At 66.0% G+C, this 14,797-nt stretch carries 12 protein-coding genes; 1 reads left to right on the top strand and 11 read right to left on the bottom strand.

The annotated features are described in order from the left end of the window. Positions 1 to 471 carry a hypothetical protein gene (locus G6N61_RS19535; RefSeq protein ID WP_163920082.1) on the bottom strand — a complete coding sequence of 157 codons (471 nt, stop codon included), beginning with the start codon at positions 469 to 471 and terminating at the stop codon, positions 1 to 3. A gap of 76 nt (positions 472 to 547) precedes the next feature. Beyond that, complete coding sequence (locus tag G6N61_RS19530; protein WP_163920080.1) at positions 548 to 1,447, bottom strand: LLM class flavin-dependent oxidoreductase; 900 nt, start codon at positions 1,445 to 1,447, stop codon at positions 548 to 550. A 294-nt stretch (positions 1,448 to 1,741) separates the two neighbouring features. On the opposite strand from G6N61_RS19530, the gene G6N61_RS19525 reads away from it, so the two are divergent. Further along, positions 1,742 to 2,575 (top strand): mycofactocin-coupled SDR family oxidoreductase, encoded by an 834-nt coding sequence (locus G6N61_RS19525; RefSeq protein ID WP_163924946.1) that lies wholly within the window; start codon positions 1,742 to 1,744, stop codon positions 2,573 to 2,575. A 180-nt stretch (positions 2,576 to 2,755) separates the two neighbouring features. Here G6N61_RS19525 and G6N61_RS19520 read toward each other — a convergent pair whose 3' ends face one another. The 9 genes from G6N61_RS19520 to G6N61_RS19480 all read right to left on the bottom strand — a co-directional run bounded on the left by G6N61_RS19520 (position 2,756) and on the right by G6N61_RS19480 (position 14,677). Further along, positions 2,756 to 4,384: an APC family permease gene (locus G6N61_RS19520; protein ID WP_163920078.1), complete on the bottom strand. Its 1,629-nt coding sequence runs from the start codon at positions 4,382 to 4,384 to the stop codon at positions 2,756 to 2,758. Positions 4,385 to 4,775: 391 nt separating this feature from the next. Further along, positions 4,776 to 5,435: a ThuA domain-containing protein gene (locus G6N61_RS19515; RefSeq protein ID WP_163920076.1), complete on the bottom strand. Its 660-nt coding sequence runs from the start codon at positions 5,433 to 5,435 to the stop codon at positions 4,776 to 4,778. After that, entirely contained in the window at positions 5,435 to 6,922 is a 1,488-nt protein-coding gene (locus G6N61_RS19510) for an aspartate ammonia-lyase (RefSeq protein ID WP_235887191.1), read from the bottom strand. The genes G6N61_RS19515 and G6N61_RS19510 overlap by 1 nt, the downstream gene beginning before the upstream one ends. Then, a complete protein-coding gene (locus G6N61_RS19505; protein ID WP_163920074.1) occupies positions 6,919 to 7,470 on the bottom strand; it encodes a VOC family protein in 552 nt (183 codons plus the stop codon). The genes G6N61_RS19510 and G6N61_RS19505 overlap by 4 nt, the downstream gene beginning before the upstream one ends. Before the next feature lie 31 nt (positions 7,471 to 7,501). Then, positions 7,502 to 8,839 (bottom strand): histidinol dehydrogenase, encoded by a 1,338-nt coding sequence (gene hisD, locus G6N61_RS19500; protein ID WP_235887190.1) that lies wholly within the window; start codon positions 8,837 to 8,839, stop codon positions 7,502 to 7,504. A 131-nt stretch (positions 8,840 to 8,970) separates the two neighbouring features. Next, positions 8,971 to 10,185 carry an MFS transporter gene (locus G6N61_RS19495; RefSeq protein ID WP_163920072.1) on the bottom strand — a complete coding sequence of 405 codons (1,215 nt, stop codon included), beginning with the start codon at positions 10,183 to 10,185 and terminating at the stop codon, positions 8,971 to 8,973. Then, entirely contained in the window at positions 10,178 to 11,062 is an 885-nt protein-coding gene (locus G6N61_RS19490; protein WP_235887189.1) for an EamA family transporter, read from the bottom strand. The genes G6N61_RS19495 and G6N61_RS19490 overlap by 8 nt, the downstream gene beginning before the upstream one ends. 22 nt (positions 11,063 to 11,084) lie before the next feature. Then, entirely contained in the window at positions 11,085 to 13,115 is a 2,031-nt protein-coding gene (locus tag G6N61_RS19485; protein WP_163920070.1) for an oxidoreductase, read from the bottom strand. Beyond that, positions 13,112 to 14,677 carry an FAD-dependent oxidoreductase gene (locus G6N61_RS19480; RefSeq protein WP_163920068.1) on the bottom strand — a complete coding sequence of 522 codons (1,566 nt, stop codon included), beginning with the start codon at positions 14,675 to 14,677 and terminating at the stop codon, positions 13,112 to 13,114. Before G6N61_RS19480 ends, G6N61_RS19485 begins: the two co-directional genes overlap by 4 nt. Positions 14,678 to 14,797: the final 120 nt, after the last annotated feature.

Genomic DNA, 14,797 nt, shown 5'->3' with positions numbered 1-14,797 from the left:
TCAGGACGGGGTCGGCTCGGTACCGGGCGGACACAACTCGCCGATGGCCGCGGCGATCGTGCCGGTGATCGGATCCACCCACACCGCCCGATCGTCGACGACCCGCGGCTCCAGGATGCGCCGGCCGGACATCGGCCACTGCACGAATTCGTAGCCTGCCAATTCGTACTGAACGTCGTCGGCCAGCCACACCAGCGCCTGGGCCGCGGTGGTGTTCAACCGGTAGTTCATGCATCGTCGATAGGCGCCGACGTCGGCCTCGCCGGTGAGCGAGAAGCCCACGCCCACCGCCCCATCGTTCGCCACGATCGTCCACACCACGTTGTCGAAACCGATGGACCGGCCGTCCCGTCGGCAACCCAGGTCGCGCGTCACCGCGGAGAACGCGGATGCCCACGCAGACGGCAGATCGCCCGGCGGCTCCTCGCCAACCGGGAACCGCCAGCACCGATCCGGGTCGTCCCACGACATGGTCAGACGGTCTCACGACGAGGCCGCGGGTGTCGATTGCTTTTGGGGCTGTGGAGCAGGCACCGCTGCCACGCGACTACCGCTGCCCCAACACGTGCTTGCCGAACAACTCGATCTGCACTTCCTCTTGCCCGTGGATCGGTTGCAATACCACGGCGTTGGCCCCACATTCGATCAGCCTGTCGATGGCGGCTCTGCACGTGCGCGCATCGCCTGAGACGGTGAGGCGTCGAATGGTGTCGGGTCCGCCGTCCGTGCGATCGAGGTTTCCCAGTTGCGCGGCGAGATGCGGTTTGCCAAGCGCCTCCCTCACCGTCGAGGCGAGCGCGTCGGTCCCACCGAACGCGTCGTCCGGGTCCAAATTCGCCCACACGAATACGGTGACTTGGGCACCGGGTCCGAGGATCTTGCGAACCTCGGCGACATACTCCGGCGTCGAACCCTCGGCCAGAATCACTCCGACACCCAGCTGCTTCGCCAGAGCGATGCCGCGTGGCCCACGCACCCCTAGGCTCAAAGGCGGTGCCGAATCGGGTGCGTGAGTGAGCGAGACGGCGTCGAGCCGTACGTGCTCACCGCGGAAGGTGACTTCGCCGCCCTGCAGAAGGGCCTGGACCGACTCGGTGACTTCACGCAGACAGGTCATCAGGCTCGTCGGGTACTGGCCGACCTGAGTAAGCCAGTGCGGCATACCGTGCCCGATACCCGCGTGGAAGCGGCCGTTCGACAACCGCGCGAGCGCACCGAACTCCATCGCGAGATACATCGCATTGCGAACTGCCGCAGGAGCAATGCCCAGGCCGACTTCCATGCGGTCGGTGCACGCCAAGGCGGCCGACACCTGCGCTACGCCTCCAGCAAGCCCCAGGTCCTCGCAGACCCAAAATTGGTCGAAGCCCGACCGTTCCGCCGACCGGGCGAGCGATGGAATGTCCTCCGTAGGTCTGGCGTCGATCTTGAATCCGAGTTTCGGCATGCTGCCGCCCTTCCATTTGTGCTCGGCACCATGGCGCGCCGGCGTGCCGCAGCGAGACCCCACTGAAAGCCGGGGCAGTGCGGGGCCAGATCTCACGCTAGTGGGGCGTCGCGGGTGGCACCACGCACATGTTGTGCAATCCACGAGCCCCTCATTGCGCTGACTGGGCATACTTCGCTCACGTCAATCTCATTGTGAGACAACGCGTGTTACGTTCCACGCACTGCGCAGGACGTGCAGCTTCCGGCGCCCGACAAGGTCGCGCCGTACCCTTCGACTGGATTGAGACGCAGCATGGGACAGCTTGACGGCAAGGTCGCCTTCATCACGGGTGTCGCTCGGGGACAGGGGCGTTCACACGCACTCGCGCTGGCACGCGAAGGCGCCGACATCATCGGACTGGATCTATGCGGTAAGCCCTCTACGACGGCCTACGCGGGCGCCACCCGGGAAGACCTCGAAGAGACGGCTCGCATGGTGAAGGAAGCCGGCGGGCAGCTCCACGCCGAAGTGGCCGACACCCGCGACTACGACCAGGTGAAGGCCGTATTCGACCGCGGCATCGACCGTTTCGGCCGCGTGGACATCGTCATCCCCAATGCCGGTATCTGCTCGGGAGCCAAGACGTGGGAGATCAGTCCACAGGACTGGCGCGAGATGATCGACATCAACCTGAACGGCGTCTTCCACACCGTCAAGGCGGCGGCGCCCACGCTGATCTCGCAGGGCGACGGAGGAAGCATCGTCTTCATCGGATCGACCGAGGCGCTCAAGGGTGCCGAGAACATCTCGTCATACGCAGCGTCGAAGCACGGCGTCACGGGCCTGATGACGTCGTTGGCCCGGGAACTGGGGCAGTATCGGATCCGCGTGAACTCGGTGAATCCGACCTGCGTCGACACCCACATGATCAACAACGACTTCGTGTATGGCCTCTTCCGTCCCGATTTGGACAAGCCCACCCGCGAGGATGTCATCGAAACCTTTTCCGGCACACATCTTCTCCCGGTCCCATGGATCGAGCCGCGAGACGTGAGCAGTGCGATCCTGTATTTGGTCACCGAGCCCGGCCGCTACATCACGGCAACCTCGATGGTCATCGACGCGGGGTTCATAGTGAAGTCTTGACCGGCACTGCGCACGACCCTGGGCGGCCCTCCCGCTGACGTCACATCGACGTTCGGGAGGGCTGCTCTGCGTTAGAACCCGTGCTGCGGTTCACGACCTGGCCGCCGCAGCCGCGAGCAATGCAGCGAAAGCGACAGGGCCGCCGAGACGTTCGGTCCCGACGGCCCTGCTCCGCCTACGTCAGTCGATCGAGGCGATGGGTTCCCGCGGCGGGGTCTCCTGCGTCCGACGTGACTGAGCATCCGGCGTGGGCTCAGCCACGGGTGCTGCTTCGGCCAACCGTTCAGCGTCATGCTGGGCCCGATGCGCGCGCAGCAGATCGGCGATCTGGATGGCGTCGCCCTCGGGCGCAGTCGACTTCTGGTACGGCTTGGCGATCCACATGTAGAGCAGCCCGACCGCGGCGACGACGACGAATCCGATCAAGGCGATCCAGCGATCGTAGAAGGGCAGGCTCAAGTCACCGTTGGGGCGCGCAAGAACGATCATCGAGAACACTCCGTACACGAGTGCGCCGATGCCGACCGGCCAGCCCCACTTCCCGAGGGACCACTGACCGCCGGGCTCCCAGCCCTTGGCTCGCGCACGCAACGAAGCGAAGACGACCATCTGGAAGGCGAAGTAGCCGGCCAACATCTGGAATGCCGCCACCCGGAAGAGCGCATCCGGCAAGAAGTACAGCAAGACGAAGAGACAGATGGGAAGGAACGCGACGAGGACGATCGAGTTGACGGGCACCTTCCTGCTCGAGATCTTCTTGAATATCGCACTCCCCGGGAACATGTCGTCGCGTGCGAACGAGAAGATCAATCGGCTGCCCGCGGCCTGCTGACCCATGACACACGCAAGGAACGACGTCAGGGCGATGACGAGGAAGATCTTCGTACCGATCGTGCCGAACGTCGCCGTCAGAATGGCCGTGATGGGATTGGCAACCTCGCCGTCGACGATCTGCTGCAGGTTGGGCGCAGCCAGGATGTACCCGATGAAGGAGAACAGCGCAGCGCCTCCACCGAGCACCACGGTCAGCACCATCGACCGCGGGATGGTCCTACTGGGGTTCGGCGTTTCCTCTGCGACTTCCCCACAAGCCTCGAAACCGTAGTAAAGCACCAGACCGATGATCGCGGCCGTGAAGAACGCGCTCGCGTAGTCGCCGCTGCCACCCGTGCCGAACGTGTCGAATAGGACCGAGAAGTCGTTCTTCCGCGCGAAGGTGAGCAGGTAGAGACCCACGACCACGATGCCGGCAACCTCAGCGGCCAGACCGACTTTGGCGATCGTCGCCAGCGTCTTGGACCCTGTCGAGTTCAGCGCCAAACAGATCAACACGACGATCGTCGCGATGACCAACTTCTCCAAGGGAGTCGAGGAGATGTTCGAATCAGCGTTGAAGAGCGCAAGCACGAAGTCGGCGCTGAACATCGCGGTCGTGGTGCAGCCGACGACGATCCCGGCGATGTAGATCCACGACATGATCCAGGCGTACGGGCCGTTCCACAGGCGCCGAGCCCACTGGTACAGACCGCCGGCGATCGGGAACTGCGACACGATCTCACCGAAGACCATCGCGACGAGGAGTTGGCCGAAGGCGGCGATCACCAGCCACAGAATCGAGGGTGGACCGGCCGTGGTGAGCGCCAATGTGAACATCGACAGCACGCCAACCATCGGCGACAGGTAGAGGAAGCCGAGGGCGAAGTTCGACCACTGGCCGATCTTGCGGTCGAACTTCTCCTCGTAGCCCAGCACGCGGAGGTGGGCATCGTCGCCTGACAGCGACTTCCTCCCACCATTGGTTCCCAACATCTCGTATCCCTTCATCCAGGTGTTCTGCGGTCGCTGCGAAATCGTTGCGGCGGGCGCGAAGTGAGTGCTGCGCTGGCGCCTGTGACTGCCGCCACAGTTGAATTGTGGTTGAACGAGGGTGCGTGAGTCAGACCCATTGTGTGCAACTACCGCCCGGGTCGTTGCACGCAGTGGGTACGGGCTGACTACCGTTACAGCGCAGTTTCGAGCCGGAAACCTGCAGCTCACAGACGTCTCGCGGCATCGAGCACCACCCGGTAGGACGCTCGGATGAAGCTCACTCGAGAAGGGGCTGTCGCGGCAGCGCCGGCTGCACGTCCCTAGGTGCGCGCACGCAGCGCCGAGGAACCCGTGCGGTTAGCTGGCTGGCGGATACGGGAGTGCTCGCGCCTCAGCGGCGCGCCGCCCAGGCGATGCCCTGCTTGGTCAGCCTGCGGACGTCTGCGCCGGCGAGATCCTGCGGCGCGTGACCGATCGAGTGGTAGAACACTCGCCCCTCACCCCACTGACGGACCCATGCCACGGGGCTCTTGAGCCCGTCGAGCCAGGCGAGGTGCGAGCCGTCGAAGGTGGTTTCGGCCAGCACCTCGTTGTTGGGGTCGGTGCTCATGTAGTACTGCTCGGAGGCCACCGAGAAGTCATTCACGCCCTGGGTCACGGGGTGGTCGCGATTGGTCACGTTGACCTCGTACGGGTGCGGATACCCTTCCCCTCCCGGATGCGCGAGGAAGTCACCGCCCAGCATCAGGTGGTATCGCAAACTGGACCTGAACGCCGCTGCTGCACCGTGCCATGCCGCTACGCCCGTCCCTGACTCCACGGCCTCGAGTAGGTGGTCTTCCTGGGAGTCGGACAGGTCTTCGGTCGTGAGCGCGTTGTTCCAGCCGAGGATGATCAGGTCGTAGGCGGTGAGATCGCGATCGAGAGTGAAGATGTCGTGTGACTCTTCGATGTCGTACCCGAGTTCACCGACGAGGTCGCGAGTCCATTCGGCGATGTTGTACGGCCGATGCCCGGGCCAACCGCCATAGAGGTAGAGAACGTTGGTCATCAGTGGGCGCCCTTCCCTTGGTCGATTCCGGTGGCGGCGCCGAGCGACACCATCTCCCGTGGCCTCACCAGAGATTCTGGCATCAGCAAGACGGTGACCTGTTCCGCCGTCAGTAGCCCCTCCTCGACGACGAGGTCGGGGATGGTCCTACCGCTCTGCAGCGCCGCCTTCGCCACCCGGGCCGAGGCTGCGTATCCGATGTAGGGATTCAAGGCAGTGATGACGCCGATGGAGTTGATGACTGAATCATGCAGTCGCGCTTCGTTTGCACTGATCCCCGTGATGCAGCGGTCGACGAGAGTCTGGCAGGCCGCCCGTAGGTGGGTCAGCGACTGGAACAGGCTGTGAGCGATGATCGGTTCGAAGGCGTTGAGCTGCAGCTGTCCTGCTTCGGCGGCCATGCTGATGGTGACGTCGTTTCCGACTACTTCGAAGGCAACCTGATTGACGACCTCGGGTATGACGGGGTTGACCTTTCCCGGCATGATGCTGGATCCCGATTGTATTGCAGGAAGGTTGATCTCGTTCAAGCCCGACCGCGGGCCCGAGGAAAGCAGGCGCAGGTCATTGCATATCTTCGACAGCTTCAGCGCCGTCCGCTTGAGCACACCCGACACTTGCACGAACGCGCCCACGTCCTGCGTCGCCTCGATGAGGTCCGGAGCCGTCGACAGTTCGAGTCCCGTGATCTCGTTGAGCTTGGCACACACGAGCGGGGCGTACCCGGGATGGGAGTTGAGGCCCGTTCCGATGGCGGTACCGCCGAGGTTGACCTCGGAGACCAGGCGCGCAGCCTCGCGGAGTCGTTCGGCGTCCTCGGCGACCATGACAGCGTACGTACCGAACTCTTGACCGAGAGTCATTGGTACCGCGTCCTGTAGCTGCGTTCGCCCCATCTTCAAGACCGACGCGAACTCCTCGGCCTTCGTGCCGAAGGCGGAGGCGAGTCCGAGCAGGGTTTCGTGAAGGTCGCTGATGTGCATCTGCAGCGCCACTTTGATGGCGGTGGGATACACGTCGTTGGTGCTCTGACTTCTGTTGACGTGCTCGAGGGGGTCGACGAGATCGTAGTCTCCGCGGTTTCCTCCCAGTAGCTCCGAGGCGCGGTTGGCGATGACCTCGTTGGCGTTCATGTTCGTCGACGTGCCCGCCCCTCCCTGGATGACGTCGACGACGAAGTGTTCGTGCAGCGCGCCTGAGCGGATCTCGCCACATGCGGCGACGATCGCACTGCTGCGTCTGCTGTCGAGCAAGCCCAGTTCGCAGTTCGCCAGCGCTGCCGCCTCTTTCACCGCAGCCAAGGCAGAGACGAAGTGGGGGTAGGCAGAGAGGGTGACACCCGAGATGGGGAAGTTGGCGACTGCGCGCGCAGCGTGGATGCCGTAGTAGGCGTCGACGGGCACGTCGAGCGAGCCAAGGGAGTCCCGCTCTACGCGCGTCGCCTGAGGCCCGTCGACGAGGTGGGCGGTCATCAGTGGCGCGCTCATCTCCAGGTCTCGGTGGGCGCCACCATCTCGGCGCCGGGCAGACCGGTGTAGAAGCCGTCGCCCCCGCACGTCGTCAACTCCATTTGCATGCCCCAGGGCGTCTTGAAGTAGAACCACCGCTGTCCGGCGACCGGAGCGTCGGGGCTGACGTCGTTCGGCCCCTCCTGCGTGACCACACCGGGAATCGACCGGACGTAGTCGAATGCGGCGTCGATGTCGTCGACGTAGAAGGCGAGGTGGTGCCCGCCGACGTCGCTGTTGCGTGGCGGCGTCGACTGTTGTTCGGGCGCCGTGTATTCGAACAGTTCGACGTTGTGGTGCTGGCCGAGGCGGAGCATCGCCAGTGAGCACTGCGCGCGTGGGTCCACGTCGAGGCGCCTGCGCATTCCGTCGGATGTGGGGTCCGCGAAGGGGCCGTCGGTGAAGATCAGCTCGGCGCCGAAGTGGTCGACGAAGAACGCTATGGCCTCGTCGAGGCTCGGCACGGTGTAGGCGACGTGGTCGACGGCGCGCAGAGTGGGCAGCCGAGGCGGATCGTGTCGGGTCATGACGGTGCTCCTTGCTGAGGAAGGACGTGTGTCAGGCAAGCGTTGCGCGCTGACCGGCGGTGAGGTCGTGATCGGACCACGGCAGCGTGTCGCCGCCATACTTGGCCGCGCGAACGTCGGCGGAGCGCGCGTGTCCCTCGAAGTTCTCCAAGCGTGCCGCCCGCCCGCAGATGCGCCCCAGCTCCGCGCTGGACTGGGCGTCGTCGATCTCCTGGTAGGTGACGGTCTTGAGGTACTTGCCGACCCACAGTCCACCCGTGTACCGGGCGGCGCCGAGGGTGGGTAACACGTGGTTGGTACCGATCGCCTTGTCGCCGAACGATACGCACGTCTTCTCGCCGAGGAACAGCGCACCGTAGTCGCGCATGCCGGTGAGGGCCGCCCGCGGTTCGGCCGTCAGGATCTGCACGTGCTCGCTGGCGTACCGGTCGGCCAGCGCGAAGGCCTCGTCGATCGTGTCCACGAGCCGAACCTCGCCGTGGTCCCGCCACGACACCGACGCCACGGAGGCGGTGGGCAGATTGCGCAGCTGCCGCGTCACCTCCGCAATGGTCTCGCGGCCGACCCGCTCCGAGGTGGTGATCAGAACGCACGGCGAATCCGGGCCGTGTTCGGCCTGGCTCAGGAGGTCCGCAGCGACGACGAATGGATCGGCGGTGTCGTCCGCGACGATCAGCACCTCGGTGGGGCCTGCGAACAAGTCGATGCCGACTTCTCCGAACAACTGGCGTTTGGCTTCTGCCACGTAGGCGTTTCCAGGCCCAGTGAGCAGGTTGACGGGCGCGATCGTCTCCGTGCCCAGTGCCAGTGCGCCGATTGCCTGCACGCCACCGAGGACGTAGATCTCGTCGGCGCCGGCCAGGTGCATGGCAGCCACGCTGATCGGCGGGGCGATGCCGTCGTTGGGCGGCGTGGTAGCCGCCACGCGCTCGACCCCGGCGACCTTGGCGGTGACGACGGTCATGTGCGCTGACGCCGTCAGCGGATAGCGCCCACCGGGAACGTAGGCGCCCGAGGCCGCCACCGGCACGTGCTTGTGGCCCAGGCGAACGCCCGGCAGCGTCTCGATCTCGACGTCGAGCATGGAGTCACGTTGTGCCTGTGCGAAGTTGCGCACCTGACGTTGTACGAATGTGAGGTCGTCGATGACCGTCGTCGGCAGGTCCCCCACGATGCGCGCGATCTGGGCGTCGTCGAGGCGGAACGCCTCCGGTGACCAGCGGTCGAACTGCTCGGAGTACTTGCGCACCGCGTCGTCGCCGCCCGAACGGATGTCGGCGAGCACCGCGGCGACGGTGTCGACCACCCGAGGATTGCTCTTGTTCGCCGTCGAGACTTCGGCGGCGGGTGCCTTGAGTGTGTCCGACACGGGTGAATCTCCTTGCGCTGCTGGGCATCGAACGTCGGCGGTCTTGCCTGCGGACGTGACTCCAGTCTCAGCGGGCGGCCATGACGGCGACAGACACATCATGTGCAGCGGCGCGCGGTTCTGGTGCACAGTCAAGACGGCTGGTGCTGTACGTCCTCCCTGAGCGGGACCGCTACGACACCTGCGATGAGCGCACACGCGACGGCCGCGCACAGCGGCACGACGAGCGCGATGTTGAGCGAGGTGAACTCCGCGACCCACCCGATGATTCCGGGTCCGGAAAGGATGCCGATGTATCCCAGGCCGACGACCCGCGACAGTGCCCGCCCCGGCTCGCTGCCGACATTGCCGGCGGCGGTCAATGCCTGCGGCACGCCGCCGGCGAGCCCGAGTCCCAGCAGCAACCACCCGATGAGAGTGACGGGCAGCGCGGGAGACAGCGTGACGATCAGTAGGCCGAGAGCTGCCGCCGCCGAGCCCCACCGAACGACCCGTACCGAGCCCACCCTCGACACGATTCGGTCGACACTGAACCGTCCGATCGTCATGGCCGTCACGAACGTCCCGAATGCCAGTGCCCCCAAGGTCGGGGAGGCGCCGAGATGTCGTTGAGCGTGCAGACTGCTCCAATCCATCGCAGACCCCTCGGCCAGTAGGAGCAGAAACGCGAGCATGCCCAGGACGAACACCCGCATGGAGGGCCGCCGCCTCTTGGCCGTCGGTCCAGGGCGGTCTCGATCCCCTTTCGACGCCGGGGCCGAGCGCCCCCGGTCGGTCCGGCGCGTCAGCAAGGCCGCGCCCAGGACGACGCACGCGCATAGGCCTGCGACGGCCACGGTTTGGATCGTCGCATCCACCCCGGTGCTGAACCCGGCGGCGGCGAGCAACGATCCGGCGACGGTGCCGATGGAGAACACACCGTGGAATGCCGCCATGATGGGGCGGTCGTACTCGCGTTCGACGTCGACGGCCGCGGCATTCATCGATACGTCCGCTGCACCGACGGCGACGCCGAAGACGAAGGCTCCGACGACGGCCTGCGAGAGCGTGGCCGCGAGAAGCGGAACGTTCAGCAGGAGTGCCATGGCCGTCCCTGACACCACGGCCACGGCCCGGCTCCCCACGCGATCGATCAACGACCCACTGAACTGCATGGCGAGCAGGGATCCGGCGCCGAGGACCATCAGGACGGTTCCCAGCTGGGCCGTCGAGATGTCGGCTCGCTGCTGCAGAGTCGGAAGGTGCACGGCCCAGGTCGACAGCAGCATCCCGAATGAGGCGAAGAACGCGCAGACGGTGCAGCGCCAGAGCACCAGAGTTCGATCCTGGGTTGGGGAGTCACTCATTCGGGGGAGGTCCTGTCGATGGGGTACCGCGGCGCGGGGAATGTGCCACCGCGCCGACGCTGGCCGTGGTGACCAGTGCGATCGCGAGGTAGTGGATGGTGGAGAGCTGCTGACCGAGTGCCAGCCACCCGATCACCGTGGCGAAGACCGGGGACAGGCAAGTCAAGACGGCGAAGGTCGACGGCGGCAACCGCCGCAACGACACCAACTCCATCGAGTGCGGTATCACCGTGCTGGCGAACGCCACGACGATCACGGTACCGAGGACCGGCCAACTGTCGGTGGCGTGGGCAGTTCCCGACACCGCCGCTACGGGGACCATCACCAAGGCCCCCAATGTCGTGGCAATCGCTAGTGCGTCGAGACCGGGGAACAGTGGACCCGCAACGGAGGACGCCATGATGTACGCGGCCCACGCGGTTGCCGCGCCCGCGGCGAACAGGTAGCCGGGCAGTCTTCCATCGCCGAGGTTCCCGGCCGCTGCGGCCAGCGCGACGATGCCGGTGAATGCCATCAGCGCCCACAGCCACGCGGACCGCCGGTTGCTCGTCACCACCGACAAGACCAGTGGGCCGCAGACTTCGATGGTGACGGCGACTCCCAACGGGATGCGTCCCGAGGCGCTGTAGAACAGCAGGCTCAGCGAGGTCATCGTCACCGCCAAACCGACGACAGTCAGCCAGTGCCGCCTGGAGAGCGCGCGCACCCTGGGCCGCACCAGGATGCACAGCACCACGCTCGCGACGAGGAATCGCGAGGCGACGATGCCCACTGCCCCCACGGTGGGAAAGATGGTGACGGCCAGTGCTGCACCGAGCTGTTGCACCACGGCCGCGACGACGACCAACATCGCCGCAGAGGTGTGCCGGGCGGACACCGTCGTGTCGATGTGCCGAACCCTAGACGCGCGCGGTCGAAGGGGTCGTCGAGGGAATGCGGCGGGCGGCGCGTTCGCCTTCGTGCACCGCCTCCATCATGGATCGGCTGGCGATGGCGTCACCGATGCGCTCGAGCGACACTCCCCGACCCTTGAGCGCGAAGTACAACCCGGTGACCGGCCGATGCCAGCCGGCCAGGATCACCGTGTCGACGTCGGTGACGGTGTCGGGACGGGCCCGGTCACTGATGTGGACGGTCGGGCCGTCGACGGCAGTCACGGTCGTGAACGGGCGGGTCGTCATGCCCGACTGGTGAATTCGCGGTACCGCCAGGTTGGCGCTGAACGGGCCCAGCTTGGCACCAACGTAGGGCAGCGGCGTGACGAACTCGACGTCGCGGTGGTCGCTCTGCAGTTGCAGCGCGAGTCCGATGCCCTTCCACCCTCCTTCACCGTCGTCGACGACGACCACGTGGCGCCCTACCGGCCGGTCGTCCTCCAGGACGTCCCACACCGACAGCACGTGTTCCTGATCGAGGCCCGGTGTGAACGCGATCCCCTGTGCGAGGTTCCCGACGATGTCGTCACCCGGTGCGGATCCGGTCGCCACGATGACGTGATCGGGTTCCAGATCGAGCACCTCCTCGGCCGTCGGTGACCAACCCAGCCGGACGTCGACGCCGTACTTGCGGACCATCACGTCGAGATGGTCGATCACCCCAGCGATCTCGCCGCGCCCTTCGATCTTCGCCGCGATGCGCAGTTGACCGCCCGTGCGTTGGCGTCGTTCGACGAGGGTGACCTCGTGGCCCTGACGGGCGGCAGTCTCAGCCGCCTTCATACCGGCCGGCCCGGCGCCGATCACGACGACGCGTCGTCGGAACGTTGCCGGCATCAGGGTCCCGATGCCCAACTCGCGCTCGTATCCGGCGGCCGGATTGTGTACGCAGGACGAGTGCGTGACGTCGAACAACCGGTCGATGCACCCCTGGTTGCAGCCGATGCATCGGCGGATCTCGTCGAGGCGGCCGTCCCTCATCTTGTTGACCGTTTCCGGGTCAGCGATCTGCTGACGGGTCATCGCGACCATGTCGGCGTGGCCGAGGCGTAGGACGTCGGCGGCGTCGGTGGGTTCGTTGATGCGTCCCACCGCGATGACCGGGACGTCGACGACCGCCTTGACGGCCGCGGCGAGGCTCTCCCAGATTCGCTTGGGATGCTGCATGTCCGGGACGTTCTGGTGGGCCTGGTTGTAGGTGGCGGCCTTGACGCAGACGTAGTCGATCTTGCCCGTCGCCACGCAGGCCTGGGCGATCCGCTGGGCGTCGTCGACCTCGATCCCCCTCGGGCTGAAGTCGTGCCCCTGCAGGTTCATGCCGACCAGGAAGCCCGGGCCGACTTCGGCGCGGACGGCATCGATGACGCGCAGCACGATGCGCATCCGGTTCTCCAGGCTGCCGCCGTACTCGTCGGCGCGGTGGTTGGAGAAGTGGGAGAGGAATGACGCAAGCAGGTAACCGCCGTACCCCGAATGGATTTCGACCCCGTCCATACCGCCCTGCTTGGCGTGCCGGGCACCCACGGCATGGGCCTCGACGATCTCGTCGATGTCCTCGAGTTCCATCTCCTTGGGCATCTCGAGGTTGAACGGGCACGGAGTGTTCGATGGTCCCCACAGCGCGCGTTCGGTGAACGTCGAGTGCCCCTGACGGCCACCGTGCCCGAGCTGCATCACGATTCGGGCGCCGTACTCGTGGACCGCGTCGCTGATCTTGCGCAGACCCGGCACGATCTCGGGCAGCCATGCTCGTGGCTCCCCCGGGACGTCCTGCGAGGTGGGGTGGATCTGCGGGAACGCCATGCCGATCAGACCGGCGCCACCCATCGCCCGTTCGCGGTAGTAGGCGACGTGCTGGTCGGTGGGCAGGTAGTCCTTGGCCATCCCGGTGCCGTGGCCCGTCATCACCACTCGGTTGCGAATCACTGTGTTGCCCAGTGTGATCGGCTCGAACAGCGGTGCCAGGATCGGGTCGATCCCATCGGTGGTCGTCACGAGGTCAGCGCACCTGACGCACCGAGCCGCAGTGCGAGCGCCGCTGCGGTGATGGCCGGATTCACCGCCGCCGAGGACGGGAACGACGAGGTGTCGGCGATCCAGAGATTCTCGACGTCGTGGGCGCGCAGGTTGGCGTCGACGACGCTGGTGGCGGGATCGTCGCCCATGCGGGCGGTGCCACACTGGTGCGAGGTCGCCTCCACGCCCAGGCTGCGGGTGAGCACCACCGGGAAGCCGGCCTTGCGGACGACCTTCTTCATCCGTCTGATGAGGTCGCGGTGCGCCGTGAGGTTGGTTTCGCGCCGCGCGATGCAGATCTGGTTCGACGAGTTCACGTAGACGCGGTTCTCGGCCAACGGCAGGTCTTCGGATTGGATGAATAGGTCAAGGGTGTACTGGGTGACCGCGTCCAGAATCGGCATGGGGATCCGCGGTTGGCCCATCTTCGCCTGCGGGCCACGCAGCTTGCCCAGGCCCTGCACGTTGCCCAGTGGGTACTGGTTGGTGGGTCCGGCCGTGTACCAGTCGTTGATACCGATCGTCTTCTGGTAGACGGCGTCGTTCTTCCTGCGGGGATCGATGGCCAGGAAGAAGGTGGTGATGTGGGCCATGTAGTTGCGGCCCACCTGGTCCGAGGAGTTGGCCAAGCCCTGCGGGTGGGTTCGAGACGCAGAGCGCAGCAGTAGCGCGGCGGTGTTGACCGCGCCACAGGCGATCACGAACTTGTTGGCACGCACTTGGATTCGGCGTCCCTGGTGCAGGATGTGCGCGGCGACGACCGTGCGTCCGGTGGCGTCGGTCTCCAACCGCACCACTTCGGAGTTGGTCATCAGCCGGACGTTCTTCGACGCCGCGTTGAGCGCCGGCCGGACGGCGGCGACGTCGGCATCGCCCTTGGCATCGCGCATGCAGTTGAACGAATCGCACGTGTAGGACAGCACGCACCGTCCGCCGGGCCGCCAGTCGATTGCCTGCGGAGCGGAGAAGGGATGCAGCCCCTGCTTCTTGGCGCTTTCGACCAGCCTGGCCATCGCCCCTTCGTGGGGGATGCCTGCGAACGGGTAGTCGGTGGACCGCCAGGGGTCGGTCGGGTCCTCGCCCTTGTTGCTGTGCACCCAGAACATTTGTTCTGCCTGCGCGTAGAACGGTTCGAGGTCTGCGTAGTCGATGGGCCAGGCCGGCGACGTGCCGTCGACGTGGGCGATCTCGCCGAAGTCGCATTCGCGGAAACGCGGCAGCGTGGCCCCGTAGAGCTTGGTGCTGCCACCGACGTAGTGGTAGTTGCCGGGCACGAAGTCGATGCCCGTGGCGGCGTCGTGCCATGCTGCGGAGTTCTTGTACCGGCCCTGGGTGTGCACCGCGTCGAAGGACCAGTTCTCCCGCTCGATCGGCAAGAAGTCGCCCTGCTCGACGATCAGGACGTCGACGCCGCTGTCGCGCAGCGCGTAGGCGAGGCTCCCTCCGCCCATGCCCGATCCGATGACCGCGACGTCGGTCTCGACGACGTCGGGCGGGTCGGTGACGATCTGCGACTGCAACGCCGCTACAGCGGTGGTCATGGGGCTCCTCGGGCTGAGGCTCGGTGACGAGCGATACTCCCAACCTAGGAGTGCGCCGGTCGCCAATGGAGGCACGAAGTGTGCAGCAGTCGGTGGCACGCTACACACACTGTGCAGGCC

It is taken from the genome of Mycolicibacterium arabiense, from assembly GCF_010731815.2.
Taxonomy (GTDB): domain Bacteria; phylum Actinomycetota; class Actinomycetes; order Mycobacteriales; family Mycobacteriaceae; genus Mycobacterium; species Mycobacterium arabiense.
Note: the sequence above shows the minus strand (reverse complement) of the source record. Positions and strands in the feature narration are given on the sequence as shown.

Excerpts from the sequence above, each read along its gene's own strand:
- G6N61_RS19525 (WP_163924946.1), top strand. The coding sequence starts at position 1,742 with ATGGGACAGCTTGACGGCAAGGTCGCCTTCATCACGGGTGTCGCTCGG.
- G6N61_RS19530 (WP_163920080.1), bottom strand. The coding sequence starts at position 1,447 with ATGCCGAAACTCGGATTCAAGATCGACGCCAGACCTACGGAGGACATT.
- G6N61_RS19535 (WP_163920082.1), bottom strand. The coding sequence starts at position 471 with ATGTCGTGGGACGACCCGGATCGGTGCTGGCGGTTCCCGGTTGGCGAG.
- G6N61_RS19510 (WP_235887191.1), bottom strand. The coding sequence starts at position 6,922 with ATGAGCGCGCCACTGATGACCGCCCACCTCGTCGACGGGCCTCAGGCG.
- G6N61_RS19505 (WP_163920074.1), bottom strand. The coding sequence starts at position 7,470 with ATGACCCGACACGATCCGCCTCGGCTGCCCACTCTGCGCGCCGTCGAC.
- G6N61_RS19520 (WP_163920078.1), bottom strand. The coding sequence starts at position 4,384 with ATGTTGGGAACCAATGGTGGGAGGAAGTCGCTGTCAGGCGACGATGCC.
- G6N61_RS19515 (WP_163920076.1), bottom strand. The coding sequence starts at position 5,435 with ATGACCAACGTTCTCTACCTCTATGGCGGTTGGCCCGGGCATCGGCCG.
- G6N61_RS19495 (WP_163920072.1), bottom strand. The coding sequence starts at position 10,185 with ATGAGTGACTCCCCAACCCAGGATCGAACTCTGGTGCTCTGGCGCTGC.
- G6N61_RS19480 (WP_163920068.1), bottom strand. The coding sequence starts at position 14,677 with ATGACCACCGCTGTAGCGGCGTTGCAGTCGCAGATCGTCACCGACCCG.